Source organism: Asticcacaulis sp. AC460, from assembly GCF_000495795.1.
Taxonomy (GTDB): domain Bacteria; phylum Pseudomonadota; class Alphaproteobacteria; order Caulobacterales; family Caulobacteraceae; genus Asticcacaulis.
On record NZ_AWGD01000011.1, the window covers coordinates 26,157 to 51,749 of the forward strand.

21 protein-coding genes are annotated in these 25,593 nt (G+C 62.3%); 8 read left to right on the forward strand and 13 right to left on the reverse strand.

Annotated elements, in window-relative coordinates:
* Positions 1 to 50: 50 nt before the first annotated feature.
* Entirely contained in the window at positions 51 to 719 is a 669-nt protein-coding gene (locus tag ABAC460_RS31505; protein WP_023452621.1) for a DNA-3-methyladenine glycosylase I, read from the reverse strand.
* Positions 720 to 783: 64 nt separating this feature from the next.
* Here ABAC460_RS31505 and ABAC460_RS31510 point away from each other — a divergent pair, with 64 nt between their 5' ends.
* Genes ABAC460_RS31510 through ABAC460_RS31520 form a run of 3 tightly spaced genes read left to right on the forward strand, consistent with a single transcriptional unit; the run spans position 784 to position 2,775 of the window.
* Positions 784 to 1,230: a MerC domain-containing protein gene (locus ABAC460_RS31510; RefSeq protein ID WP_235075774.1), complete on the forward strand. Its 447-nt coding sequence runs from the start codon at positions 784 to 786 to the stop codon at positions 1,228 to 1,230.
* Between the two features lie 47 nt (positions 1,231 to 1,277).
* Complete coding sequence (locus ABAC460_RS31515) at positions 1,278 to 2,402, forward strand: YcxB family protein (RefSeq protein WP_023452623.1); 1,125 nt, start codon at positions 1,278 to 1,280, stop codon at positions 2,400 to 2,402.
* Positions 2,403 to 2,448: 46 nt separating this feature from the next.
* Positions 2,449 to 2,775: a Dabb family protein gene (locus ABAC460_RS31520; RefSeq protein ID WP_023452624.1), complete on the forward strand. Its 327-nt coding sequence runs from the start codon at positions 2,449 to 2,451 to the stop codon at positions 2,773 to 2,775.
* Positions 2,776 to 2,867: 92 nt separating this feature from the next.
* Here the strand turns inward: ABAC460_RS31520 and ABAC460_RS48915 are convergent, their stop codons facing one another.
* A complete protein-coding gene (locus tag ABAC460_RS48915) occupies positions 2,868 to 3,221 on the reverse strand; it encodes an endonuclease domain-containing protein (RefSeq protein ID WP_081716476.1) in 354 nt (117 codons plus the stop codon).
* 207 nt (positions 3,222 to 3,428) lie between these two features.
* Here ABAC460_RS48915 and ABAC460_RS31530 point away from each other — a divergent pair, with 207 nt between their 5' ends.
* From ABAC460_RS31530 to ABAC460_RS31540, 3 genes are read left to right on the forward strand one after another with little or no spacing between them, the layout of a single operon-like run.
* On the forward strand, positions 3,429 to 4,283 hold the full coding sequence (locus ABAC460_RS31530) for an alpha/beta hydrolase (RefSeq protein ID WP_023452626.1): 855 nt from the start codon (positions 3,429 to 3,431) through the stop codon (positions 4,281 to 4,283).
* 17 nt (positions 4,284 to 4,300) lie between these two features.
* Positions 4,301 to 4,762: a hypothetical protein gene (locus ABAC460_RS31535; protein ID WP_155914600.1), complete on the forward strand. Its 462-nt coding sequence runs from the start codon at positions 4,301 to 4,303 to the stop codon at positions 4,760 to 4,762.
* A 55-nt stretch (positions 4,763 to 4,817) separates the two neighbouring features.
* Positions 4,818 to 6,806 carry an ArnT family glycosyltransferase gene (locus ABAC460_RS31540; RefSeq protein ID WP_023452628.1) on the forward strand — a complete coding sequence of 663 codons (1,989 nt, stop codon included), beginning with the start codon at positions 4,818 to 4,820 and terminating at the stop codon, positions 6,804 to 6,806.
* Between the two features lie 218 nt (positions 6,807 to 7,024).
* On the opposite strand, the gene pstB is transcribed toward ABAC460_RS31540, so the two are convergent.
* The 6 genes from pstB to ABAC460_RS31570 form a co-directional block, all read right to left on the reverse strand.
* A complete protein-coding gene (gene pstB / locus ABAC460_RS31545) occupies positions 7,025 to 7,834 on the reverse strand; it encodes a phosphate ABC transporter ATP-binding protein PstB (protein ID WP_023452629.1) in 810 nt (269 codons plus the stop codon).
* 1 nt (position 7,835) lies between these two features.
* A complete protein-coding gene (gene pstA, locus ABAC460_RS31550; protein WP_031236530.1) occupies positions 7,836 to 8,693 on the reverse strand; it encodes a phosphate ABC transporter permease PstA in 858 nt (285 codons plus the stop codon).
* Between the two features lie 11 nt (positions 8,694 to 8,704).
* Complete coding sequence (gene pstC, locus ABAC460_RS31555; RefSeq protein WP_023452631.1) at positions 8,705 to 9,580, reverse strand: phosphate ABC transporter permease subunit PstC; 876 nt, start codon at positions 9,578 to 9,580, stop codon at positions 8,705 to 8,707.
* A gap of 81 nt (positions 9,581 to 9,661) precedes the next feature.
* Positions 9,662 to 10,711: a phosphate ABC transporter substrate-binding protein PstS gene (gene pstS, locus ABAC460_RS31560; protein ID WP_023452632.1), complete on the reverse strand. Its 1,050-nt coding sequence runs from the start codon at positions 10,709 to 10,711 to the stop codon at positions 9,662 to 9,664.
* Between the two features lie 227 nt (positions 10,712 to 10,938).
* Positions 10,939 to 13,473 (reverse strand): TonB-dependent receptor domain-containing protein, encoded by a 2,535-nt coding sequence (locus ABAC460_RS31565; RefSeq protein ID WP_023452633.1) that lies wholly within the window; start codon positions 13,471 to 13,473, stop codon positions 10,939 to 10,941.
* Positions 13,474 to 13,763: 290 nt separating this feature from the next.
* Positions 13,764 to 15,326, reverse strand: coding sequence for a hypothetical protein (locus tag ABAC460_RS31570; protein WP_023452635.1), 1,563 nt, complete (start codon positions 15,324 to 15,326; stop codon positions 13,764 to 13,766).
* Between the two features lie 270 nt (positions 15,327 to 15,596).
* Between ABAC460_RS31570 and msrB the strand changes: the two genes are divergently transcribed.
* A complete protein-coding gene (gene msrB, locus ABAC460_RS31575; RefSeq protein ID WP_235075775.1) occupies positions 15,597 to 16,040 on the forward strand; it encodes a peptide-methionine (R)-S-oxide reductase MsrB in 444 nt (147 codons plus the stop codon).
* A gap of 9 nt (positions 16,041 to 16,049) precedes the next feature.
* Positions 16,050 to 16,646, forward strand: a complete 597-nt coding sequence (msrA, locus tag ABAC460_RS31580) for a peptide-methionine (S)-S-oxide reductase MsrA (protein WP_023452637.1) — start codon at positions 16,050 to 16,052, stop codon at positions 16,644 to 16,646.
* Positions 16,647 to 16,762: 116 nt separating this feature from the next.
* Here msrA and galA read toward each other — a convergent pair whose 3' ends face one another.
* The 5 genes from galA to ABAC460_RS31605 all read right to left on the reverse strand — a co-directional run bounded on the left by galA (position 16,763) and on the right by ABAC460_RS31605 (position 25,541).
* A complete protein-coding gene (gene galA, locus ABAC460_RS31585; protein WP_023452638.1) occupies positions 16,763 to 19,261 on the reverse strand; it encodes a beta-galactosidase GalA in 2,499 nt (832 codons plus the stop codon).
* Positions 19,262 to 19,499: 238 nt separating this feature from the next.
* The gene (locus tag ABAC460_RS31590) at positions 19,500 to 22,409 is read right to left on the reverse strand and encodes a TonB-dependent receptor (protein WP_023452639.1); all 2,910 of its coding nucleotides are present in this window, start codon (positions 22,407 to 22,409) and stop codon (positions 19,500 to 19,502) included.
* A gap of 120 nt (positions 22,410 to 22,529) precedes the next feature.
* Complete coding sequence (locus tag ABAC460_RS31595) at positions 22,530 to 23,516, reverse strand: FecR family protein (protein ID WP_023452640.1); 987 nt, start codon at positions 23,514 to 23,516, stop codon at positions 22,530 to 22,532.
* Positions 23,494 to 24,081, reverse strand: a complete 588-nt coding sequence (locus tag ABAC460_RS31600) for an RNA polymerase sigma factor (protein WP_023452641.1) — start codon at positions 24,079 to 24,081, stop codon at positions 23,494 to 23,496. Before ABAC460_RS31600 ends, ABAC460_RS31595 begins: the two co-directional genes overlap by 23 nt.
* A gap of 116 nt (positions 24,082 to 24,197) precedes the next feature.
* Positions 24,198 to 25,541 (reverse strand): glycoside hydrolase family 53 protein, encoded by a 1,344-nt coding sequence (locus ABAC460_RS31605; protein ID WP_023452642.1) that lies wholly within the window; start codon positions 25,539 to 25,541, stop codon positions 24,198 to 24,200.
* Positions 25,542 to 25,593: the final 52 nt, after the last annotated feature.

The following is a 25,593-nucleotide window of genomic DNA, read 5'->3' on the forward strand; positions in this document are numbered from 1 at the left end:
TAGCGGCTCCCCAAGGATTAAATAAATTTGCTTTAATAAATAAGCAAGCCCTAATCCGTCGAGTAGGCAAGGATTTGACTCATCTGGGTCAGGCCGCGCCCACCCTGTTCATGCCAGGCGGTGATAGCGGCCTGCACGGCGGCGATATCCTTTTTCGAGGTCGGTTCACCCGGCACCACGCCCCAATGGTTCAGCGCCTTGATCACCGACGGCGAAAGAATCAGGGCGTCGCGGCCCATCCGGCGCAGGGCGCGCTGGCCAGTGGCCCCACCCAGGCGCGAGCCGCGGCTTTTCAACTCGCTGGCCAATTCCATATAGCGTTCGACGGGCCATGACGCGAAATAGGCCCCCGCCGAGCCGTGCGATTTGGCGACCTCCGACAGATATTGCGCATTGCCGGCGACCGAGCGGATCTTCATGGCGTTGGCGACCAAACCCTCCGCCTTCATCAACGACGACAGGTCCTCATCCGACATGAATAGCCAGCGCGTGACATCGAATCCGTCGAACACCGCTTCGAACTGCGGCCAGCGTTTGTCGATCAGGTCCCAGTTGAAGCCGGCTTCGAAGATGCAGCGGGTAAATTGCGACAGCCAGCGGTCTTCCGGGATCGCCGCGACCTCAGCCATCGATTTCGGCGTTATCAGAAGACTTTGCAGCGCTTCGGCCCCGCCCTTGCGTTCGGCGGCACGGGCTTCTATCTCGGCAAAACGGATCATGCGGCCGTCCTCGGATCGACTTTTTTGACTCACGCGCCTTGCAAAAAGTTATGATATAACATATTTGCAGATCATCCTATTCTGGACGAAGAAGGCGCAACCCGCAATGGTGCAACTGAAGGCAAGATGGCTCGATATCGCCTCGATGGTGTTGTCGGCCCTGTGCGTCGTGCACTGCGTCGCCCTGCCCTTCATTGTTGCCGGCATGCCCTTCCTGGGCGCCTTTACCGATGCCGACTGGGTTCACCAATCGCTGGTCATCATGGCCGTCCCCTTGAGCCTGTGGGCGATCTACGCCACCAACGCCTGGCGCAGATGGCCGGTCTCGATCCCGATGGCCGCGGGCCTGATTTTTCTGGCGGCCGCCGCCTTTATCCCGGCCTTGCACGATGTCGAAGCCGTCCTCAGTGTCCTGGGTGCGTTGATGATTGCCGCCGCCCATGGCGCCAACTATCTCAGCCAGCGCCCGGTCCATGTGCATTCGACGACCTGCGCCCACGGCGCTGATTGATCCGCCACGACCGGCGGTGCTAGGGTCGCTCCCGTTCAGGGGGCGTAATGACCGAAGCCGAGATTACCACACAACCATTCAAGATCAGACCGCGTGACCATTTGCATTATATGCTGGCCGCTTATTATCGTGGCCTACTAAGGTGGCCTTGGGTTATCTTCTATGTCTTGCAGATCTTCGGCGTTCCCCTTCTTTTAAACCTTGCAGACGTGAGGGAGGGGCGCGTTTCAGGCTTTCTGATCGGCTTGGGCATCATGCTGCTGTTATGGGGCCTTGTGGTTCCGACGATTTCGATTGTCCGCGCAGTATTGAGTTTCCAACGCAATCCTCTGATGTCGGGAGCGCGTTCCATTCGCCTGACAGATCGAAGTCTTGTCGTCGAAGGGCCGGGCCTGTTCTCCGAACTGACCTGGAGCAATTTCCTCAAAGCCGAGCGCAACAAGACCCATTTATATATCTATATGACCGCAGCGACCGCTCAGGCGATCCCGGTTTCGGCATTTCCGTCACGTGAGGCAGCCGACGCGTTTCTGGATCGCGCCCGGCGACTGATCCAACACTCCAAACACGGTCAGGCCGTTGTCTTCGAAACGCCGGTAACGCCGACGCCCAACCAGACCGAGCTTCAATCCGCCCCCTTCACCTACGACTTCGGCACCCACTTTCGCGTCTATCCGACCTTATTTTACGGCGCGATGCGATCAATCGGGATCATCGGCGTGGTGATGGTCCTTGCTATTCTGTTGTCGCAAAACGGCTGGGCCCTGACCGAAACCGGACGGACTGACCTGTGGCCGGAACTGATCGGCATGACCGTGATAATCCCCGCCATTCTTCTGATCCTGCCGCTAATCATAGCCCCAATGACTTGGCTGGCCCTACGCAAACAGGCGGGCATCCGAGGGTCGCGCGTGGCCGCGTTGAGCGACGACCGTCTCGTCGTCCATGGCGCTTCCTTTCATACCGAATTGAAGCTGGCTGACCTGACGCGGGTGCGGCGGACCCGTCACATCATGTTATTCATGACCCGTCCGAACTGCGCCATTGTCGTCCCAATCTCGGCCTTCGCCTCCCCTGAAGACGCCAACACCTTCTTCGACCGGGCATCCGCGCAGTGGAAGGCCAAACATGCCCGGCCTGCGGCGAAAACGCACCTTGACGGAAAGTCGTGAACCTTTAAGGGGAGCGGGTCGTTTTCCTCATCGCGAACTTGTCCGTATGATCCGTCACATAGTTATGTTCAGCTGCAAGGACCGGTCGGACGTCGACGTCATCTATCGCGGTTTGTCGGTGCTGACCCAGATTCCGCAGGTCGCCCATCTGGAAGTGGCTCTGAACGAGAAGATCGACCAGATCGGCAACGACATCGACGTCATCGTCTATGGCGAGTTCGCTTCGCTGGAGGATTTTCGCGCCTACAAGGCCCATCCACTTTACGAAGAATCGATCCGCCGGGTGCGTCACCTGCGCGACATCCGCGTCGCCGCCGACTACACGGTCAGCAACGCCACCCGCGTCCAGCTTCCGGAACTGGCGAAGGCGTAAAACGCGCTTATCGAAACCTCTTGTTCCTTATACTCCCCCGCTATGCGGGGGAGGTGGCGGCGAGCGATAGCAAGCCGTCGGAGGGGGGATTTCTAGACTCCCAACTTTCCGGAGGCCATAAGAACAATTCCATCCGCGACGCCGTCCACATCCCGAAAAACGTCTGCCGCCGGCACGCGATAAATTTCAAGCCCCTGCGCCGTCAACCAGGCTTCCCGAACGCCATCGCGATGTTCAGCTTCATCGCTGTGATGATGGCTTCCGTCGACCTCGATGACGAGTTTTGCGCGAACGCAGTAGAAATCAAGAATGTAAGGGCCATAAGGATACTGCCGCCGGAATATCGGCATGTCGGGTGCTCGGGATTTAAGCCGTTCCCAAAGCAGATACTCCGGCGCAGTCAAGGCGCGACGCATTTGCCGAGCTTGGGCGTACTTGGGTTTCATTTCAACAGACTACCCTCAGATTTCTAAATTGAAAGTTGGCCGGTGCCAAGAAATCCCCCCTCCGACGGCTCGCTATCGCTTGCCGCCACCTCCCCCGCATAGCGGGGGAGTATAAGGGAGATAAGGTGTTCGGATCGATCATTAATGTGACCTTGGCGCAACTCCTAGAATGTGTGACTATCCCCCAAAACATAATGGGAGGATATCATGACCCTTAAAGCCGGCCTGCTGGCCGCCCTCGCCCTGCTCTGCGCTGCACTACCCGCCGCCGCCCAGGATGTCGTCTATCTCTGGGACAAGGGCCAGCCCGGCTTCGAATCGCGTAAGGACATCCCCGAACAGCATGCCGAATGGTGGTGGCGGTCGATCAACAACCCGTCCCTGACCGTCTTCCGGCCCGATCCGGCCAAGGCGTCACGCGCCGCCGTCATCGTCGTGCCCGGCGGCGGCCACCAGAACCTGGTCTTCGGCGAAGAGGGCCTGAAGCCCGCCCAATACCTGCAAAGCCAGGGCGTCACCGCCTTCGCGCTGAAATACGTCCTGGCCCGCGAAGCCGGCTCCCCCTACTCGATCCAGGGCGACGCCCAGGCCGACTTGCTGCGCGCCATCCGCTATGTTCGCGCCCACGCCGCCGACTACGGTATCGATCCGGACAAGATCGGCGTGATGGGCTTTTCCGCCGGGGGCGAGCTCACCTCGCTGGTCGCCTTCACGCCCCAGGCCGGCGACGCGAAAGCCGCCGATCCGATCGACCGCATCGATGCCCGGCCGGACTTCCTGATCGAGATCTATCCCGGCCCGCTGGGCATTCCGAAATTCCTCGACCGCGCCCCGCCGCCGGCCTTTTTCCTCAGCGCCTATGACGACCATATGGCAGTGACCGATTTCGACCTGATCCTTCAGCTCTACAAAAAATACCCCGACGTGCCCTATGAACTGCACGTCTTGTCAGGGGATGCTCACGGCTTCAACATGGGCGACCGCTCGAAACGTAAGGCCGTCCAGAACTGGCCGGCGCGGTTGGGCGACTGGCTCAGCGACATGGGGTATCTGGCGAAATGAAGTGGCTTTGGGGGGTAATGGCACTGATACTACTGGCGGGGTGTGCAGCCAAGATCGATCCTACACCTGTGGCGGTCAATCCGTTTCCGGAGGCGACCGAAGTGCGGATGTATATGCACAAGGACATGATCCGTGTCGACGACAAGGGCCAGGTCAACGAAGGCAGCTTCCCGGAAGGCGGCATCGCTATGGCGCCGGCCGATATCGGAGAACTGAATGGCCCCGCCCTGACCTACATCGTTCCGCCGGAGATGGTTGAGGCCTACGGATGCTGTTTCCCGCGTCACGCCTTTCTCTTCTACGATAAATCTGGCCGTTTCCTGGGGAGCATTGCCGTCTGTTTCGAATGCCATTGTGTCATGACCACCCGCTTCCCAAAACCACTCAAGGGCAAAGACTGGCTGGTCTGGGACGAGGCGATCTTCAAACGAATCATCACGGCACATGGCCAGCCTATTGAGTTCGCGTCTCCGCAATAGCTCTTCCGTCCCGCAAAAGCCCTGTCTATAGTCGCCCGCTTCAAGGGGAGACCTGATGGCTGCGGAATTCTACGAACTGGGCGCCAAGACGGCGCCGGATAAACAGCATCTGTTCGGAGACGATCGCGCCCTGATCCGGGCCGGGCTGATCCTGCTGGCAGTCATGACGATCTGGCGCTTCTATATCAGCCTGATCAGCCACGTCATCTGGGAAGAAAGCCACTTCGTTGTCTCCGGCGAATATTTCGCCCTGGGCTATCCCGACATCCCTGCCGGCTATCCGTGGATCGCAAAAATCATCACCTCGGTCTTCGGCTGGCAGGTCTGGCCGCTGCGCCTGTTCGGCCTCCTCGTCGCCACCGCCATTCCGTTCGCCGTCTACTGGATGGCCAAGCCCGTCGTTTCCGAGCGCAACGCCGTCTGGGCGGCGATCATCTCGCTGCTGGTGCCGCCGATCGCGCTGAACGGCACCATCTTCTATCCCGAAGGCGGCTTGCAGTTGCTGCTGGTCCTGATGCTGGGTTGCCTGTTGCGCGCCTTGACCTCGGACGGGCTGAAGTGGTGGATCTGGGCCGGGGTCTGCGCCGGTCTGGGCCAACTGGTCCACTTCCGCTTCCTGATCCCCGGCCTGGCCGTCGTCGTCTTCATGCTGGCCACCCGTCAGGGCCGCGCCCTGTGGACCCGGCCCGGCCCCTATGTGACGGCCGCCCTGGCCGTCGTGGGCCTGCTGCCCGCCGTCATCTACAACGCCCTGGAAGGCTGGCCGGCCATCCAGTTCCACGTCGTCAACCGGCCGCGCTTCGATCCCGATATCGGCCGCATCGTCGCCTTTGTGGTCCAGTTGTTTGCCATCACCACCCCGGTGTGGTTCATCGCCATGGTCGCCGGCGGCAAGCGCGCCCTGATCGACGACCGCGAAAAACCGCAAAGCCTGCTGGGTTATAGCGCCCTGTTCATCTTCCTGTTTTACGTCGTCCAGACCCTGGTCAACAAGAAGGTCATGCCGCACTGGCCATTTATGGCCACCCTGCCGCTGCTGCCCTATGTGCCGGGCGTGCTAAGCGCCTTTGCTGACCGGGTAACCGGGCCGGGCCGCTATGTCCGCATGGCCCTGATCGCGACCGGTCCCTTGCTGGCCCTGACGATCGGGGTCGCAGGCACGGCCTATCAGTGGCTGTACCGCCATTCGGGCGAACTGAGCGCAGACCTGCGTCAGTACAACAACCTGCAGAACGAAAACTACGAACTGCTGGAGCCGGATATCGCCGCCGCCAATGCCCGGGCCGTCGAGCGTTTCGGGCCGGACATAGCCTGGGCGACCAGCGGCCACCGCACGGCGGTGCACCTGGAATTCCCGGCCGGCGGCGACCGTCACCGCCGCCTCTACACCCTGCGTGAGCCCTATGATGATGTCGCGCGGTTCGTGGTGGCACGGCAGGACTGGAAACTCGACTTCGACGATCTGATGCGCGACCGCGCCGGCAAGGGTGTGGTGCTGATGATCAATGTGCCGGACTATCCGCTGCACGATGTCGAGAAGAACCCGGCCTTGCGGGCGCAGTATCAGCGTTTGTGTTCCAGCTTTGACGAGATCGAGCCGTTCAAGGTGGCGACCCTGCCGCCGCACCGGACGGAGATCGACTTTTACACAGCGCGGGTGCGGAAAGAGCCTCTGACCCTGGCGGCGCCCGTGCCGTGTCCCTTCCTGCCGTCGCTGTACATCGCCCAGCCCCAGCGCGGCGAGTTCCTCGATCCGAACAAGGACAAGCAGTATTACGGCATGGCGGCCGATCCGATCGGCATTACGCGGGTTGATATCCTGCTGGATGGCAAGGTGGTGACTCAGGCGGAGTATGGCGTCGACAACCGCGACAGCCCAGCCCCGGTCGAGCTCGCCTACGATCCGAACTTCCCGCGTGTGCAATTCACCTACCACTTACCCAAGAGCTCGCTGCAGCCGGGCGAACACCGTTTGAGTCTACGCGCCACACGAACGGATGGCACAATAACGGAAGGCTCCGGTCGAACAATTTACGTGAAGTGACCTTTCTTCTCCTCCCTACCGAAGGTGGGGAGGGGGACCGCGAAGCGGTGGAGGGGTATCTTTCTTCCTTGTCCCACCCACTTGTTCTCAAAACCATGAGGTTCGAGACCACAGCCACAAAACCTTCTTTTCAACAAAAAACCTCGCCCCAAAGGAGGGCGAGGTTTTTTGTTGAAGGGAAAGACTTGGGGCCGCAGGCCCCAAACCCCATAAGTTTCTCAGCCAAACCGGCCGCCGATATACTCCCCCGTCTTCGCCACCTTCGGCGTCACGAACAGGTCCGCCGTCGGGCCGAACTCGATCATCTTGCCCAGGAACATAAAGCCCGTATAGTCCGACAGACGCGCCGCCTGCTGCAGGTTGTGCGTCACGATTACGATCGTATAGTCGCGCTTCAGCTCTTCCAGCGTATCTTCCAGCTTGGCCGTTGAGATCGGGTCCAAAGCCGAGGCCGGTTCGTCCAGCAGCAGGATTTCCGGATTGACCGCGATCCCGCGCGCCACGCACAGACGCTGCTGCTGACCACCCGACAGCCCCAGGCCCGACTTGTGCAGCTTGTCCTTCACTTCGTCCCACAGGGCCGCACGGCGAAGGCTCTCTTCGACGATCTCGTCCATCTCGGCCGAGGACTTCGAAGCGTGCAACCGCACCCCGAAGGCGACATTGTCGTAGATCGACATCGGGAACGGCGTCGGCTTCTGGAACACCATGCCGATACGCGCCCGCAAGGCCGTCACATCGACCTTCGGTGACAGAATGTTTTCGCCGTCCAGCAGGATCTCACCCTCGGCACGCTGGCCGGGATACAGATCGTAGATCCGGTTCAGAATCCGCAGCAGGGTCGACTTGCCGCAACCCGACGGCCCGATCAGCGCGGTAATCGCATTGCGCTTCACCGGCAGGTCCACGCCATGCAGCGCCTGGTGGGTGCCGTAGAAGAAGCTGAGCTTCTTCGCTTCCAGCACCAGACTGTCGGCCGGCGGCGGCACGATCACGCTTTGGATGTCCTGAGTGGTCATGTCGCTCATTTTACATCTTCTTTTCACGGGCCAGCCAACGGCCGAGCACATTAATCCCAAGCACGGCAAACGCCAGCAGCACAGCGCCGGCCCAGGCCAGCTTGTTCGCGTCTTCGAACGGGCTCAGGGCAAAATTATACATCATCACCGGCAGGCTGGCGTTTTGGTTCGACATCATGCCCGGGATATCCCACCACGGTTCATGCATGAACTGCGTGTCGCCGGCGGTATGCAGCAGCGGCGCCGTCTCACCGGAAATCCGCGCGAAGCCCAGCAGGCCGCCGGTCAGCAGACCTGCCCCTGCCGCTTTCCAGATGACCCGGCGCACGGTCACGAACTGCGACGCGCCCAAGGCCATGCTGGCTTCCCGCAGCGAACTGGGCTGCAGGTTGAGAATGTCTTCGGTCGTCCGCGTCACCACCGGTGTCGCCAGAATGGCCAACGCCACAGCCCCGGCCCAGCCCGACGCCCCGCCGAACGGATTGACCAGGATGGTCGTCACGAACACCCCGACCAGGATGGACGGCGCGGACAACAACACATCGTTGAGGAAACGGACCGTATGGCCGTACCGCGTGTCGCCACCGATCTCCGCCAACCACGTCCCGGCCAGGATGCCGACGACGACCGAAAAGACCATGGCGACCAGACACATCATGACCGAGCCGACGATGGCGTTACGCAACCCGCCCGCCGAAGTGTCCTTGGTGATGATATCGAGGTTGATGCCGCTCAGGCCCTGGGTCAACAGCGACCACAGGATCAGCAGCAGGGCAACCAGAGCAACCCCCGTCGCCAGCATGCAGGCGCCGGTAAAGAGTCCGCTTATGAGTTTACGGCGAGCGGCCCGGCCAGGATTCGCAATCATGCCATACCTCCTTAGTACCGCTGCGTTGACAACAGCCAGCGGGCAACGGCCAGCACGGCGAAGGTGATCAGGAACAGAACCAGACCCAGCGCGATCAGCGCCGAGGCATGCATGCCGCTGGCCTCACCGAATTCATTGGCGATGGTCGAGGCCAGGGTCGAACTCGACGAAAACAGCGAGGTCGGGAAGGCATGGGAATTGCCGATGATAAAGGTCACCGCCATGGTTTCGCCCAGAGCGCGGCCAAAGCCCAGCATGACGGCGCCGACCAGGCCCTTCTGGACATAGGGCACCAGAACGCGGGTCACCGCTTCGAATGGCGTTGCCCCCATGCCGAAGGCGGCTTCACGCACCTGCGGCGGAATGCTGCGGAACAGTTCGCGGAAGACGGCCGCCATATAAGGCAGGATCATCACCGCCAGGATCACCGAGGCAGTAAAGATGTTGGCGCCGTTGGGCACCCCGGCGAAGATGCCACCCAGAGCCGACAACGGCGTCTGGATATGCTTGGCGAACCACGGCGCGAAAACGAACAGCCCCCACATGCCGTAGACGATCGACGGAATGCCCGCCAGAAGTTCGGTCATGACGGCGATCGGCTGGGCGATCGCGCGCGGGCAGAACTGGGTCAGGAAGATAGCGATGCCCAGGGCGATCGGCAGCGCCATGGCCAGGGCCAGGAAGGACGACACCACCGTGCCGACGATCGGACCAGCGGCGCCGAAGACTTCGCGTACCGGATCCCAGGTCGTCGAGAAGAAGAAGCTGGGGCCGAACTTGGCAAGAGCCGGCCAGCCGCCGATCAGCAAGGCGACGATCAGGCCGCCCAGCACCGCCAGGAGCAGGGTCGCCGCAAAAAAGGCGACGTACCTGAAAATGGGATCCACGACATCCCGGCGTACCGGTGTCTGATCCGTAGAAACTGCGGGTCGGGTAACGGACACGGGACGCCCTGGATGTAAAAGGGTTTACTTATTGGTCGAGGTGTAGACGGGCTTGCCTTCCGAGGTGACCTGCGACCACTGTGCGCGGACCATGGTCTTCACCGCGGCCGGCATCGGCACATAGTCGAGCTCGGCAGCGCTGGCGTCACCGTTCTGGTAGGCCCAGTCGAAATACTGCAGCACGGCCGTGCCCTTGGCGGCGGTCTTCTGATCCTTGTAGACCAGAATGAAAGTCGCGCCGGTGATCGGCCAGGCCTGCTCGCCCGGCTGGTCCAGCAGCAGGATGTAGTTGCCCGGGGCATTGGCCCAGTCGGCGCTGGCGGCGGCGGCGGCGAACGAGTCGGCGCCCGGCGCCGGGAACTGGCCGGCCTTGTTCTGCAGCAGGACGAAGGCGGTGCCGTTCTTCTTGGCGTAGGCGTATTCGACGTAGCCGATCGAGCCTTCGGTCTGCTTGACGAAGGCGGCGACGCCGTCATTGCCCTTGCCACCCAGGCCCAGCGGCCAGTTGACGGCATCGGAAGCACCGACCTTGGAGGACCATTCGGCGTTCTCAGCCGCCAGGTACGTCGTGAACAGGAAGGAGGTGCCCGAACCGTCCGAACGGTGGACGACGGTGATGGCGGTGCCCGGCAGGTTGACGCCGGGGTTCAGCGCCACGATGGCCGGGTCGTTCCACTTGGTGATCTTGCCCAGGAAAATGTCGCCCAGCAGGGCGCCGGTCAGCTTCAGCTGGCCCGGGTGGATGCCGGCGATGTTGACGACCGGCACGACGCCACCCATCACGGTCGGGAACTGATACAGGCCGTTCTTTTCGAGATCTTCCGGCTTCATCGGCTTGTCCGAAGCGCCGAAATCGACGGTCTTGGCCAGGAGCTGCTTGACGCCTGCGCCGGAACCGACGGAATTGTAATTAACGCTGACCTTGCTCTCGCCCTTGTAGCCCTCGGCCCATTTCAGATAGACCGGCGCCGGGAAGGTTGCGCCCGCGCCGGAAACCGTAGAGGCCGGCTTGTTGCCTTGGCTGCACGCGGCCAGACCGGCCAGCAGCGCGATTGCGATCAATTTTTTCAACATGTCAGATATTCTCCAGCGCACCCGTGTGCCCGCCTGCGGCGGCGGTACCCAAGTTTTATGACAGCTTCGTGACAGTCCGTCAGAGGCCCGGTGAAATTGAAGGTTAACGCCCCAAACCCACCGATTCTGCACCGCATTATGTCATATTTGCCGATTTGCAAGTACCAAAAGAAAACCCCCGCCGGGTCGTCTCAGCGGGGGTCTATAGGCATTAATCCGTCTACGGATTAAAACTTGGACTGCAGGGACAGCGAGAAAACCGTGCCGAGCTTGTACGAGTTGATATCCACCCGGTTGTCGCCAGACTTCTGATACTCTTCATACTTCTGGCCGGTCAGGTTGCGCGCTTCGAACTTGACTTCAAGCTCGCGGCCATGAACGGTCACGCCCTGCCGAGCGACGAAATCGACGCGCAGACCGGGATATTCGAAGATATCCGGCTGCCCGCTGTTCGCCAGCCCGCGGCTGGTCGCGCGCTTGCTCGCATAGTTGATCATCAGGGTCTGCTGCGAAAGGTGATCCTGGCTCTCGATCCCGAGTTCGATATTGGCGATATGCTCGGACTGGCCTGTCATGGGCGAGCCGTCGCGGAAGAAGTCGGTCGCCCTGGTCGAACTCACGGCGAAGGCATAGGTCTTGTCGTCCTCATCGACGCTCAGCGACGACTTGGAATAGGTGTAGTTCGCCGAGGCGATGATACGCCGGTCGTTCCAGAGCTCTCCACCGTGTCCCGGAAGCCATGCGGGGATCTCGTAGTACTTCAGGACTTCGGCTTCAAAACCGTAGAGATCGGCTTTCGGCGCGTTGGCGAAGCTCGTCGTGAAATCGTCACCCGAGACGTAGGACTCGATCGGGTTCTCGATCTGCTTGACGAAGCCCGCGATGGTCGCGCGCTGCCCCGGAGCGAAGTACCACTCATAGCGAACCTCGGCATTGGTCAGCTGGCTATCGACCAGCAGCGGGTTGCCGCGATACGCCCGGTTGCTTTCCGGATCAAAGTAGAACTGATAGATCAGTTCGCGGAATTGCGGCCGCGCCAGTGTCTTGGAGGCATTGATGCGCAATTGTGCATCCGCGTTCACCTGCCAGGTCAGGGTCGCCGCCGGCAGAATATAGTTTTCGTCGAGGTGCGTCGCGGCCAGGGAGGCGCCGGGGGTCGTGAAGACCTGGACCGGCGAGACGTCCTGCTTGGCGTGCTCGTAGCGCAGGCCGGCATCGAACTTCCACGCATCGGACAGATCTCCGTCCAGCTTCAGGAAGGCAGCGTCGGTCTTCAGCGTCGCCAGGAAGGCCGGGTTGCCTTCGTTCGTTTCGATCATGACCACGCCGAAATTATTGATCACGGCGGGTTCCAGCAGATAGTCGGGCCGGAACATGTCGACGCCACCCGGGAAGGTATTCGGCGCCTGGAACTGGAAGTCGCGACGTGAGCTCTCACGACGCGTATCGGTGAGGTCGATGCCTGCCGACAGCGCGATGCCCGGCGTCAGCTTGTAGCGCGCGTCGAAGCTGCCCGACATCAGACGCTCGTTCAGATCGGAGTAGCTGATCGTGGCGTCGCCGGAATTTCCGTTGTTCAGGCGATTGACGAAATACTTGCCGAACAGGTCGGCATCGGCGTTCGTGCGGGCATATTCGAAGAACAGTTCCCCAGGCGACTCGCGCTTGGTTTCGGCATAGCTGGCCCGGGCATTGAGGCTGAGCTTGTCCGTCGGCTTGAACTCGCCGACCACCTGAGTATTGGCCAGCTGGCGCTCATACCAGGCGGTGTCCTGCTGCATGTAGTCGACATTGGTGCCATGCCGCTGCCCTAGGCTGAGGCGGGTATGCTTGATGGTGTCGTGGACATAGAAGTTGGTCCACCGGATCTTGGTGTCGCCATTGACCAGCGAAAGACCAAACAGGCCGTTGGTGACAACGCGATTGTCGGTCGTCACCCGTTGGAAATTGGATTCTATATCCGCAAGATCACTCGAGAGCGAATTCTGATTGACCGAGTCGCGCGTCGTCCACTTGTTGCTGTAGCCGGCGGCGGCAATCACGCCCAGGGTCGCGCCATTCTCAAGTTCGAACGGCTTGCCCGCCGAGATGCTGGCGGTGAAATTGACCGGCAGTTCGGGCCAGCGTTGCACCAGGGCATTGCGGCCGTTGACCAGTTGGCTGGCGATCTTCTTGGTGTCGACGGTGCCGGAGCTGATACGGTCGCCGCTGGCCAGATAGGCCGCCATTTCCGAGGGAATGTCACGGTTGCCGTTGTCGTAACCGGTCCAGTCCGACTTGCTGCCGTAATAGGTATAACCCAGGTTACCCGTCGTTTCCGTGTCACCGGAGATGCCGCCACCGATGGTCAGGAAGGCCTCGGTCGGGATAGCGCGCGTCGTCAGGTTGATGACCCCGCCGCCGAACTCGCCCGGGAAATTGACGGAATAGCTTTTTTGAACCAGGGCCGAAGCGACGACATTGGTCGGAAAGAGGTCGAGCGGAACCACGCGCTTGAGCGGCTCCGGGCTCGGCAGGGGCGAGCCATTGAGCAGGGCCAGCGAATAACGGTCGCCCAGGCCGCGGACATAGACATAGCCGCCGCCGACCAGGCTGAGGCCCGTCACGCGGTTCAGGGCGCCGGCGATGTTGCCTTCACCCGTGCGCTGGATTTGCTCGGTGGACAGAACGGAGGTGACCTGCGCGCCGGACCGTACGCTCATGGTGCCCTTGCGGCCGCGAACCGTGATGGTGGAGCCTTCCGAGCCGCCCGGTACGGACACGTCCGGTTGTTCTTGGGGTTGCTCTGCGGGTTGCGCAGGTTCGGCTTCCTGAGCCTGAGTCTGAACTTGGGCCGCCGCTTCGCCCGCCGCATCCTGCGGAGGAAGGACTTGCGCGTCCTGCAGGCCGGCAGCGCGTGCCAGAGATGGAACCGTTAAGGCAGTCGTTATGAGCAGTACGGACGTAAGCCACCGCGAAGTCATTGTCCCAATCCCCTGGGCAAGAGCGAAATCTGATTAGAAGGGGGTGGCCGTCTCCGGCCACCCCTCCCCATTTAGCGAGTGACGGCGTCTTAGTTGACCGGCAGCGACGTACAGGCGCTGTTGGCCGAACCCAGGTTGGCCGTGCTGCTGTTGCAGGTCCAGCCGGCGTACCAGGTATCCGCGCTGTCCTTGACCGCGCCGATGTAGGTGGTGGCCGTGAAGCCCGGCAGAGCGCTGACGTCGAAGGCCGTGACGGCGGTTTCGTTGGCGCCGTTGATGAAGCCACCTGTCAGGGTCGAGGTGAAGGCGTCGTTGTTGTTGTTGGCGCCGGTGCCGAAGGCGGTGGCGGTGGCGGCTGCGTTGTAGCTGCCGGTACCCAGGAACTTGGTGGCGTTACACGACAGGACGACCGACCGCGCCGTCAGGGTCGCCGGCGTGGCGCCGGTACCGTGCAGGCGGATACATTCGTTGTTCGGCGTGTAGATGACCGAGTTCATCAGGGTCGTGTCCGAGTTGCCGCGGAACAGGCCCGAAGCCAGGTCGGCGGCTTCGTTGTTGCTGGACACCTGGCCCTGGATGGCGGTGTAGTTCGAGATCTTCAGGGTCGAGCGCGGCAGGTTGGTTTCGAAGCCGTTGCTGTCGATTTCGAACAGGGCGTCGCCGTTGCCCGGACGCTGGATCAGCAGACCGTACTGGAAGTTGCCGGTCGCGCCGACGTCGAGGTCAACGCTGTCATCGTCAGCGCCGATAGCGACATAGTGCTTCAGGTTGACCACGCCGCCGAAGAATTCAGCGCCGTCGTCCGAGCTGTTGAAGCTCATGATGTGATCGAGAGCCGTGCCCGAACCAACGCCTTCGGTGGTCAGGGACTGAAGCTCGCGGTCGGCACCCAGGACGTAGCCGGAGTAGCGGATCTGAACGTAGGACAGACGGCCGCTGTTGTCGGCGTCGTCGACGCCGCCGTACACGGCCGGGTCAGCCGCGCCTTCGGTCTGGCGTTCGCAGGTGTTGGCGGTCGTCGAGCCGCTGGTGCAGTCGGTGATCTTGGCGCGGCCCATCAGCACCACGCCACCCCACTGGCCTTGCGACGAGTCGGTGTTGAGGCCCAGGACGTTGTCGCGGCTGGTGAAGACGATCGGCTTGGAAGCCGTGCCGACGGCGTTGATCTTGTTGCCGCGGTTGACCGCGAGCCACGAAATGCCGGTGCCGCCATAGATGATCACGCCCGGTTCGATCGTCAGGGTGACGTTGGTGTCGGCGGCCGTCTTGGTGAAGCCACCGTCCGTGCCGATGTCAACGCGGCCCGGCAGTTGGTACAGCAGGCCCGGAACCTTCGTCAGCACGATCGACTTGTTGACGCGCGACGGCAGGCTGCACACGCGCCAGGTGCCGGTCGGGCCGGTGATGGTGCCGGCGTCGGTCAGGCCTTGCGGATCAGCGATCGTCGGGCAACCCGAGGCGGCCACGACCAGGCTCGACGACGAGCTGGAGCTGCTCGAGGAGGAAGACGCGGGCGGATAGGTGATGGTGACGTTGCCGCCCGTGCCGGGGGACGAGATGTCGTCGGCGCCGCAGGCAGCGAGCGAAGCGGCGATGGCAACGCTGGCGCCGGTGGCCAAAAGCAGCGTGCGCAGTTTATTCTGGCTGATCATAAAACGTCTCCAAACGTGTTTCGGAAGGCACGCTGGTCAACGACGCATATGTCGTTCCTACCCCTGGTGCGGCCCATAGGAGCGGTCCTATAGGTCGGCCGGATGACAGCCCGGCTACAGTTACGTGACACTAATGTGTCACCGCGCTGGTATGTCCGAAATGTCACAAGGCTCCGCTGTAACCCAAAGCGCGATTTGGGCGTATAAGAGGTATCGAAAGGACATCCGATGCACCGTCGCCATCTTCTCTCCTGTCTCTCCCTCGGTGCCTTGAGCACCGTCCTCGGCTGTTCGGCCCAGGCGCCGCAAGCCTCGGCCGAAACCGTCAACCCGCTGAACCTCAGCGACGCCGAATGGAAACGCCGCCTGTCGCCCGACGCCTATAACGTCCTGCGCCACGAAGCGACCGAACGGCCCGGCTCGTCCCGCCTGCTCGACGAACACCGTAAAGGCACCTTCGTCTGCGCCGGCTGCGACCTGGATCTGTTCACCTCGGACGCCAAATATGACAGCGGCACGGGCTGGCCCAGCTTCTGGAAGCCGATCTCCGGCCACATCAAGACCAAGACCGACTACAAGATCGGCGTGCCGCGCACCGAATATCACTGTGCGCGCTGCGGCGGGCACCAGGGCCACGTCTTCGACGACGGCCCGCGTCCCACCGGCAAACGCTATTGTAACAACGGCGTCGCCCTCAAATTCATCCCAGCCTAGGAGTTAGCCATGTTGAGACGTTTGTTCCTGTCGGCGGTTGTCGCCTTGGGCATGATGGCCGGCGCGGCCCAGGCCGAGGTCGCGGTGTTTGCCGGCGGTTGTTTCTGGAGCACGCAGAAGGCGCTGGACCAGGTGCCGGGCGTGAGCTCGACGCGGGCGGGCTTTATGGGCGGTTCGGTGAAGAACCCGAGCTACTACCAGGTGGTCCAGGGCGGCACCGGCCATGTCGAGGCGGTCGAGGTCACCTTCGACCCGAAAAAGGTCAGCTACCAGACGCTTCTGGATGCCTTTTGGCATTCGACCGATCCGACGACGCAAAGCCGGGTGATCTGCGATGCCGGCGAACAGTACCGCACGGCGATCTTCACCTTCAACGACGGCCAGCAATCGGCGGCCGTGGCGTCGAAAAACGCCGTGGCGAAGGAACTGGGCAAGCCGATCCGGACTTTGATCGTGCGTTCGACGGAGACGGGTTTACCGTTTTACCCGGCCGAGGACTATCACCAGCATTACTGGAAGACGCACAAGAGCGACTACGACCGTTATTATGTCGGCTGCGGCCGCGGCCCGGCGCTGAAGAAGCTCTGGGGCGATAAGGCGAAGTGAGACGAAAGAAAAAACCCCTCTCCCCGCCTGCGGGGAGAGGACGAGAGCGGAACGAAGTGAAGGCGATCGGGTGAGGGGCCTTTAGAGGACGCAGTGCTCCGAAGATGCCCCGCCCCTCACCCCACCTTCAGCGTTACCTTCCCGGCTTTCAGCCCCTCCGCCGAAGCCGTCACAATCACCGCCCCCGCGTCCTTCCCGGCCTGAACAATCGCGCTGCACAGGCTGTTGAACGCCTTGCGCTGAGACGCCTTATCCGGCTCATGGCTGTTCGGATTGCCATTGCCGACCCCGATCACAGCCCCAGCCCCAGCGACCTCGAACCGGATCAGGTTATCCGCTTTCGGCACCGGCCGGCCCTTGGCGTCGACCACCTCAGCCCGCAGAACCGCCACATCGCGCCCATCCGCCAACAACCCGGTCCGATCCGCCGTCAACACCACCCGCGCCGGCGCACCCGCCGTCTCGCGCTTGTCCTTCAACACCACCTTGCCCTTATTATAGCCGAAGACCTCGATCTTGCCCGGCGCATAGGGCACCGACCATTCCAGGTGCCGGTTGCGCGGCATGGCCTTCTTGCCGGCCGACTTGCCGTTGACGAACAGCTCGACCTCTTCGCAGTTGGAATGGGCCCAGACCGCGATCTCCTGGCCCTCCTTACCTTCCCAATTCCAGTGCGGCAGCAGGTGCAGCAGCGGCTCCGGGCGCCACCAGGCGCGGTAATAATAATAGTTGTCCTTCGGGAAGCCGCAGGTATCGAACACGCCGAACTGCGACGAGATGCTGGGCCATTCCGAGAACGGCGTCGGCTCGCCGCGATAGTCGAACCCGGTCCAGATAAACCCGCCGGCCATGTACGACTTGTCGGCCGCATGGCTCCACCAGGTCTCGGCGGTGGTCGCCCACCACGGCGCCGTGGTGTCGTAGGCCGGGACGATGTGCCCCGGCGCATCCAGCACATACTCACCCCGCGTCGAGACGGTCGAGGCCGTCTCCGACCCGATCAGCGGGATTTTCGGATACTTGGCGTGGAACTCGTCGATCAGATGGGTGCGGTAGTTGAAGCCGATGACATCGACCACATTGGTCACGCCGTAGCCATAGCCATTATCCATGGCGTAGGTGACCCCGCGCGTCGGATCCAGTTCCTTGCACAGCCGCTTCATGGTCCTGGCGACCACAGCGCCGCGATCGGTGCCCTGCTGCGGCTCTTCGTTACCGATCGACCACAGGATGACGGACGGGTGGTTGCGGTCGCGCAGGATCATGGTGCGCAGATCGTCCAGCCCCTGCTGTGACGAGGTCATGGTGCGGGTCTCGTCGATGACCAGCAGGCCCAGTTCGTCGCAGGCATCCAGCACTTCCGGCGTCGGTGGATTGTGCGAGGCGCGGTAGGCGTTGCAACCCATCTCCTTCAACAGCTTCAGGCGATAATACTGCAGGGCGTCGGGCATGGCGGCACCGACCCCGGCATGGTCCTGGTGGTTGCAGGTGCCCTTGAGCTTCAGATGCTTGCCATTCAGGAAGAAGCCCTGTTCGGCGTCGAACTTCACATCGCGGAAGCCAAAACGGGTGGAGACGCTGTCGACGATCTTGCCGGCCTCATCGCCGAGCGTCGCTTCCACGGTGTAAAGGAACGGATCCTCGACCGACCAAAGATGCGGCTCTGCGATATGCTGGGTCAGATCGATCTCCGCTTCGTCCCACGGCTTCAGTTCCACCCACACGGCGGCAACCTTTTTCGACCAGTCCAAGCCTTCGGGCAGCGGAACGACGGCCCCGGCGTCGACCAGAACCTTGCGTGTCTGGTCGGAGGCATTCCTGACCTTCACCTGGACCGCGACCGTGCCATCCGTCGCCGGCCGCACCCGGACGCCATAGGGCGGGATGTGAACCGCATCCGTCTTCACCAGCCAGACATGGCGATAGATGCCGGCGCCCTCATAGAACCAGCCCTCGCCCAGCGAGGCATCGACGCGCACCGCCACGACATTGGGCTTGTCGTCGGTATTCAGGAAATCGGTAATGTCGATGTTGATGGGCGTATAGCCGCCCTGGTGCTCGCGGACGATATAGCCGTTGACCGTGACGACGGCGCTGCGGAAGACGCCGTCGAAGTGCAGCGAAATGCGCTTGCCGGCATCGGCCTTATCCAGGCTGAAACTCTTGCGATACCAGCCGACCGAAGTCTCCGGATACTCGCGTCCCAGCGGCTTGAAACCGTGATTGGCGGCCGGGTCCCAGACCTCGCCGCGCTCATTGGGTTTCAGTTCGGAAGCCTTCGGATTCGGTACGAACGGAAGTTCGACCGCCCAGTCGTGCGGCAGGTTCAGTTCCCGCCAACCGGAATCGTCGAACCCGGCCTGGGTGGCCTTGCCGGAATCCGGCCCCTGCTTGGCATAGGTGCGTTGATCCAGGCCGAAGCCGAAATCCTTCTCGCCATCATGCAGGTGGCCAAAGGCGAACCGCCAGCCGTCGTCGAACAGGATACGCTGCCGGGGGCCATTGTCGGCCGGCTTCGGCGATGGCGAGTAAGGTTGAGCCTTGGCGGAAGCAGCCGGCACGGCGGCGGCGATAGCGGCGGTGGCCAGCAGATGGCGTCGGTTGAGTTCCAGCATGGCATTTCCCTCATTTGGCTTTTTTGTCGGATAAAAAAGAACCGGAGCCCGACACAAGTCAAGCTCCGGCCAGTGGAGACTCTTCGGGAGAAGAGGGATCGAGTTCTGAAGGGTGAGGTACGCATAGACGGCTTCCTCAAGCTCCCTCCTCCCTACGAAGTGGGGAGGGGGACCCCGAAGGGGTGGAGGGGTATCTTTGGGTGTCCCCTCCTACCAAGCCTCAATTCCATCTAAGGCCTTAGTACTTCACCGTCACGTCGAACAGGAAGCGGCGACCGTAGTAATCATTCCGCAGCAGACGGTCTTCCTTGTTGTCGTAATAGGCCCGCAGCGGCGTATCCAGCAGGTTGGCCGCCTGTACCCGAAACGAGATCCGGCTGTTCAGCGCGTAAGATGCACTGGCATCCAACGTCGTTTCCGGCGCGACCCGGGCCAGGGCGCTCGAATCCCAGCCATAAATGGCGGTATAGGCGCTGTGGTAACGCGCGCCCAGACGGGCATCGAGGGTGCCGTTGCTGTACCACAGGTCCACGGTCGCGGTCGTCTTGGCCACCCCGTTCATCGGCAGCGGATTGTTCGACGGAACGAACTCCTCGATGTCGGAATCGACCAGGGCCAGGTTCGAATAGATGCCGAACTTCTCAAAACCCGGAATGAAGCTGAACGGGGTCTGATAGGTCAGTTCCACACCCGCGATATAGCCGCTGTCGTCCTTGTTGACCGGCGAGATCAGGGTGTAGGTATTGCCGTTGATGGTCTCGCTGCGCTGGTTGTAGCCGACATAGTTATCGACCTGCTTGTAGTAGCCGGCGACGGCGAACAGGGCGTCACGGTTGAAGTACCACTCATACGACGCATCGAACTGGGTCGCTTCGAACGGCTTCAGGTATGGGTTGCCGGCGGAACCGGTGAACGGCGCGGTCGGCGAGATCGAACGATTGGCCTTCAGCTCGTTCAGCGGCGGACGCGACAGGACGCGCGCGGCGCCCAGCTTCAGGTAGGCGCCGTCGCCCAGGTCGAAGCGGGCCGCAGCACTCGGCAGCAGTTTGGTGTAGTCCCGGCCGCCCTTGGCGGTGACGGCGACCAGCGGGTAGAAGGCCCAGTTGCCCTGGATGTCCTGGAACCAGCCCCCGCCCGAACGGCTTTCACCGGCGCTTTCGCTGCTCACGGACACGGCGCGCAGGCCGATATTACCGTTGACCGGGGTCCCGGCGAAGGTGGTGTCGTAATAGCCTTCGATATAGGCTTCGGCGACCTTTTCCTGAACCTCGGAATTGAAGTTCACCGACTTGGGATCAAAGTCCAGGGCGCCGGCGCCATAGGCCGCCGTGACCAGCTTGTCGAAATCGCCATCCAGCAGCGACGGCACGTCGAAGTTCTTGAACGTGTAGTGGGTGAACAGGTTCGACGGCAGGGTCGTCACGCCCGGCAGGTGACCCGCCTGGCCGTCATTGCCGCTGCTGTCCGACTTGGTGCGGTCGGCCAGGCGCAGGCCGAACTGCACCGAGGTCCAGAAGCCGTCGTCCATATGGCGGCGGAAATCCAGCGAGGCCGAACCCAGTTCGTCGCGCAGGCGGCCCGGCGAATAGGCGCCCATCACCCATTCGATGCTCTGGCTGGCGTCCTGGGGCTGGGTCGAGACGTGGATGAAGGGATCATCGCCGTCCAGGCGCCAGGTGGTGGTGGCCGGATAGTAGCGCATTTCCACGGCCTGCCACAGGTTGCTGCGTTCGGCCTTGGAGTAGGAGATATCGGCCGTGGCGGTCCAGGCGCCTTCGGTCCACTTGCCGTTCAGGCCCGTGACGATCAGGTCCTTGTCTTCGCTGTATTCGGCGATGACATTGGTGATTTCGCTGTACGAGGTCGTGGCGCCGACCAGGTCGCCGCCGACGATGACCGGATTGATATAGCCACCGGCATTGCCGCCGTCCCAGTTGCCCCAGTTGCCGTCGAACCATTGCTGGTTCTGGTGTTCGGAAATCTTGAACTTCGAATACAGCAGGTCATAGGTCAGTTCGAAAAACTCGCTCGGCTTCCACTGAAAGCCGGTCGACAGGCTGTAGCGGTCCGAAGTCAGGAACTTGGCTTCGGAGGCCGCGCCCCACGGCGTCGGCACGTCGGGACCGTTGGCGACGATCGGGCCGGTATTGTTGGCCGGACGGATCTTGTCGTCGTTATAGCCCCAGCCCTGGAAGGACTCGTAGCCGTTCTTCTGCTGCTGGGCGGTGACGCCCAGGACGAAGGCGAATTCGGGCGAAAGCTTCTTCACCAACGAACCCGACCCGCGATAGCCCAGTCCGTCATAGCCCGGGAAGGCCGTGCCGCCGTCATAATAGACGACGCCGGCGCGGGCGACGATTTCCGGACCGCGATAATCGAGCGGGCGGATGGTCTGGATGTCGACCGTGCCGGAAATACCGCCGGCCAGCAGCTTGGCTTCCGACGACTTGTAGACGCTGACGCCAGACACGACTTCGGAAGGATAGATTTCCCAGCGGACGTTACGGTCCGGTTCGGACGAGGCGACTTCGCGGCCGTTGACGGTGCCCAGAACCATGCGCGGACCGATGCCCCGGATGGCGGCCTGGCTGTCATTGCCGCGGTCGCGGGTGGTGTTGACGCCCGGCAGGCGGGCCAGGGATTCGGCGATGGTGACGTCGGGCAGGACGCCGATGTCTTTCGAAGCGATCACTTCGACCACACCGGTTTCACGGCGCTTGGTGTCCAGCGCGTCGCGCAGCGACTTGCGCATGCCGACGACGACGACGGCGTCACCGGCATCGGCCGGGGCGTCGACAGCCGCCGGCGCGGCACTGTCCGGCGCCGACTGCATCGAAGCGCGGACGATGACAGCCGAATTGCCGTCCTGGGTCCGGACATTGAGGCCCGTACCGGCGACCAGCTTGGTCAGGGCCGTGTCGACCCGCAGGTTGCCTTGCAGGGCGTTGGTGCGGACGCCGCGCAGGTCGTCGGCTGAGGCCAGCACCTGCAGGCCCGACTGCTGGGCGAACTGCGGCACGGCCGTGACGGCGTCCTGGGCGGGAATGTTGAAGGTCTTGGTGGCCTGGGCATAGGCGGGGGCGGCCAGGACGGCGACCGCCGCGGACGCCATCAGCGCGCTGCGCAGACCGGTGTGCAAATAGGACATGAGTTAGGCTCCCTGTGTTCTGTAGATTTGTTTTATCAAAGGGCGCTTTTCGGCCCCCTACAGACACAGATGCGGCGCTGAATTTTTTCCGCCGGATTTGTACTACTTTTTGTTCACCGGCTATCTGGCAGCCGAAACTGTGCCAATTATGATACGGTCTTCGCCGATGCTGACCGGCACGTCCAGGGCGACCTGGACCGCCCGGACGAAGCTTTCCGGCTGGTCGACCTGGAACCCGCCGACCAGTTCGGCGCTTCGCAGAGCCGGATCGGCGATGATGATTTCGCGGTCATTATAGCGGTTGAACTCGGCCACGGCTTCGGACAGGGCCGTGCTGTTCAGCATGACCTGACGGTCGCGCCAGGCCAGCTTGCGTTCGACCTCTTCCGGGTGGTGCGTCGACTGAATGGCATCCTGCGCCGGCACGAAGGCCTCGGCGCCCGCCGTCAGGGTGACGCGTCGCGATGGATCCTTGATGCTCCATGCCTCGACCACGCCCTCGGTGACCAGGACATCGGCCCCTCCGTCATGCCGGCGAACGCTGAAGGCCGTACCCACCGCGCGCACGCGGATATCGCCCGCTGTCACCACAAAAGGCGCATCGGGATTCTTGGCGACCTGGAACCAGGCCTCACCCTTGACCAGGTCGACATGGCGCATGTCGTCCTTCATGGCGACGTCTATGCGGCTGTCGGTATTGACGGCGGCCATGGACCGGTCTTCCAGCGGCACGTTACGCAGCTCGCCGTGGCCGGTTTCCAGGGTCACCCGGCCCAGCAGGGTCACGCCCACCGCGGCCGCACCGGCGACAGAGGCCGCCATGGCCCCGCCCAGCACGTAGCGCCGCGTCCGCTCGGCCTTGCGCCGCTTGAGCTGGGCCGCCACCTCGCGCCCGGCGAGGCCGGAACCATGGGTCAGTACCTGGGCGCGGTCCAGCAGGATCCAGGCGGCTTCGGCACGTAGATAGGCGCCGGCATGGCGCGCATCGGCGTCATGCCAGGCCAGGAACTCGGCACGCACGGCGTCGTCGGGCTGCGCATACATGCGCGCCACCCAGGCCGAAGCCTGCGCCTCCACCAGCGACTCAGTCTGCGGCTTGGGCGGCATGCACGCTCCCGAAGGCAGCGACAGCTGCGGGTTTGGACGTCATGGCCATACGCTGAAGGATAAGGCTCAAACCGCGAGCCGTTTCTTTTTCGACGACGTTCTCGGTCAGGGACAGGGCCCGCGCCGTTTCCGCCTGCGACAAACCATGGACCTTGCGCAGTTCGAACACGTTGCGGCAGCGCTCGGGCAGGCCCTTGATCAGCTCCAGCACCCGATCCAGCTCGGCGCGCGACGAAGCGCACGCTTCTGGATTGGGAGTGTGGTCGGCAACGCCCAGCTCGTCGATATTCTGCACGGTCATGATCGACACCACGCGGTTACGGCGGACCTGCTCCAGGACGATGTTGCGCGCCGAGCGGAACAGATAGGACCGCGGGTCGGCGATATGGTCGACCCGGTCCATCCGCAACAGGCGGCAATAGACTTCCTGGACGATATCATCGAGCTCATCGGCTTTGACACCCAAACGTCGGAGCCACAGGCGCAGGTCATGCTCGTGCGGCAGGATTTGTGTTGCGACAAAGGCCAGCAGGACCTGACGCTTCTCCCCGGATGAGAAGGTCATGGCCGTGCCGCCGTTAAAGCTAAGACGCGTGGCATGGGGGTTTCCGCCGTTATTTTTGTTATCGGCGGAATTTATATCATAATTTTGCAATCAAACCAGTCAATTGTACTACAATATCATGGCTGTGTTCTCAGAGTCACGGTCCCAGCGGCCGCCGGTACGGTAACGCCTTGCGCTTCGGCATCACCGACAGCCGCTTCGGTACCCGCCACGGCAGCGACGATCGCGCTGCCCGGCCGCAGCCAGGCCTTGTAGACGAAACGGCCGCCGTCCCTGGTCATCGCCACAATCACCCCGCCGGTAAAGTCGCCGGCCAGGTACTGCGCCGGCTGGCCGCTGTCGGCGACGGTAAAAGTCACCTCGACCGGCCAGACATAGGACGCTTTCGGCCAATCGATCGCCGGCACGGCCTTGCCCTTGAAATCGAAGAAGGCGGCGTTTTCCCATGACGATCCGGTACCCCAGCGCGTCTTGCACTTGGTCGACACCCAGGCCGGCTCCCAGTAGACGACGCCGTTGCCGCCGGAATCCATGACCAGCTGCATCAGGTCGTGCATGTATTTGGCCTGGCCTTCCGGGGTGATCGGATAGCCCGGAAGGATCGAATCGGTCCCCAACAGGTTGCCCATCTCGTCGTTCCAGCCGTCGGTAAAGGCATAGGCGGTTTCGACCACCACCACCTCCTTGCCGAAGGCGTGGCGGACGCGCTGAATGGTGTCGGCCAGTTGCTGCGTGTCGTATTTCGACCACTTGCGGTAATAGCTGATGCCAATGACGTCGTAGTCGGTCACTCCGGCTTCGCGGGCGGCGGCGAACCACGGCTCGACATTTTCCGGCTGAGCGATGTGCAGCATGATCTGCGGCTTGATCGCCGTCTTGGCCGAAGCGTCGCGCACACCCTTGATTCCGGCCTGGAACAGCAATGCGTTACGCTTCCAGTTAATGGGAAGTTTGGCGCCTTCCCACGACGAGACGATCTCCTTGTTGCTCTCATTGCCGACCTGAACCATGTCGGGCATCAAGCCCTTCGCTTCCAGGTAAGTCAGAGTATCGACGGTAAACCTATAGAGCGCGTCGGCCTGTTGCTGGTCGCTCATGCCTTCCCAGGCGGCGGGGGCCAGCTGCTTTTCACCGTCGGCCCAGTCGTCGGAATAGTGGAAGTCGAGCAGGACCTTCTGACCGGAGGCGCGGGCAGCGGCGAGAGTCTTTTCGGCGTCGGCCAGGTTGGAATAGTTCGTCCAGGTCGGGTTGTTCCACAACCGCACGCGGACCAGGTTGTGGCCGGATTTTGCGAAGATCTTATAGGGATCGGTCTCGCCGGCGTAGCTGTATCTGGCGCCGCAGTCCTGCATTTCGTTGACATAGGACAGGTCGGCCCCGAACCAGTAGTCGCGGGCGGAGGCGGAGGTCCCGGCCAACAGGGCCAGCAGGGACAGGGTGGTGAGGGGAATGTGTTTCATACCAGACCTAGATGTGCGGCCACGATTTTTCCGCCGAAAAGGTAGAAGAGGG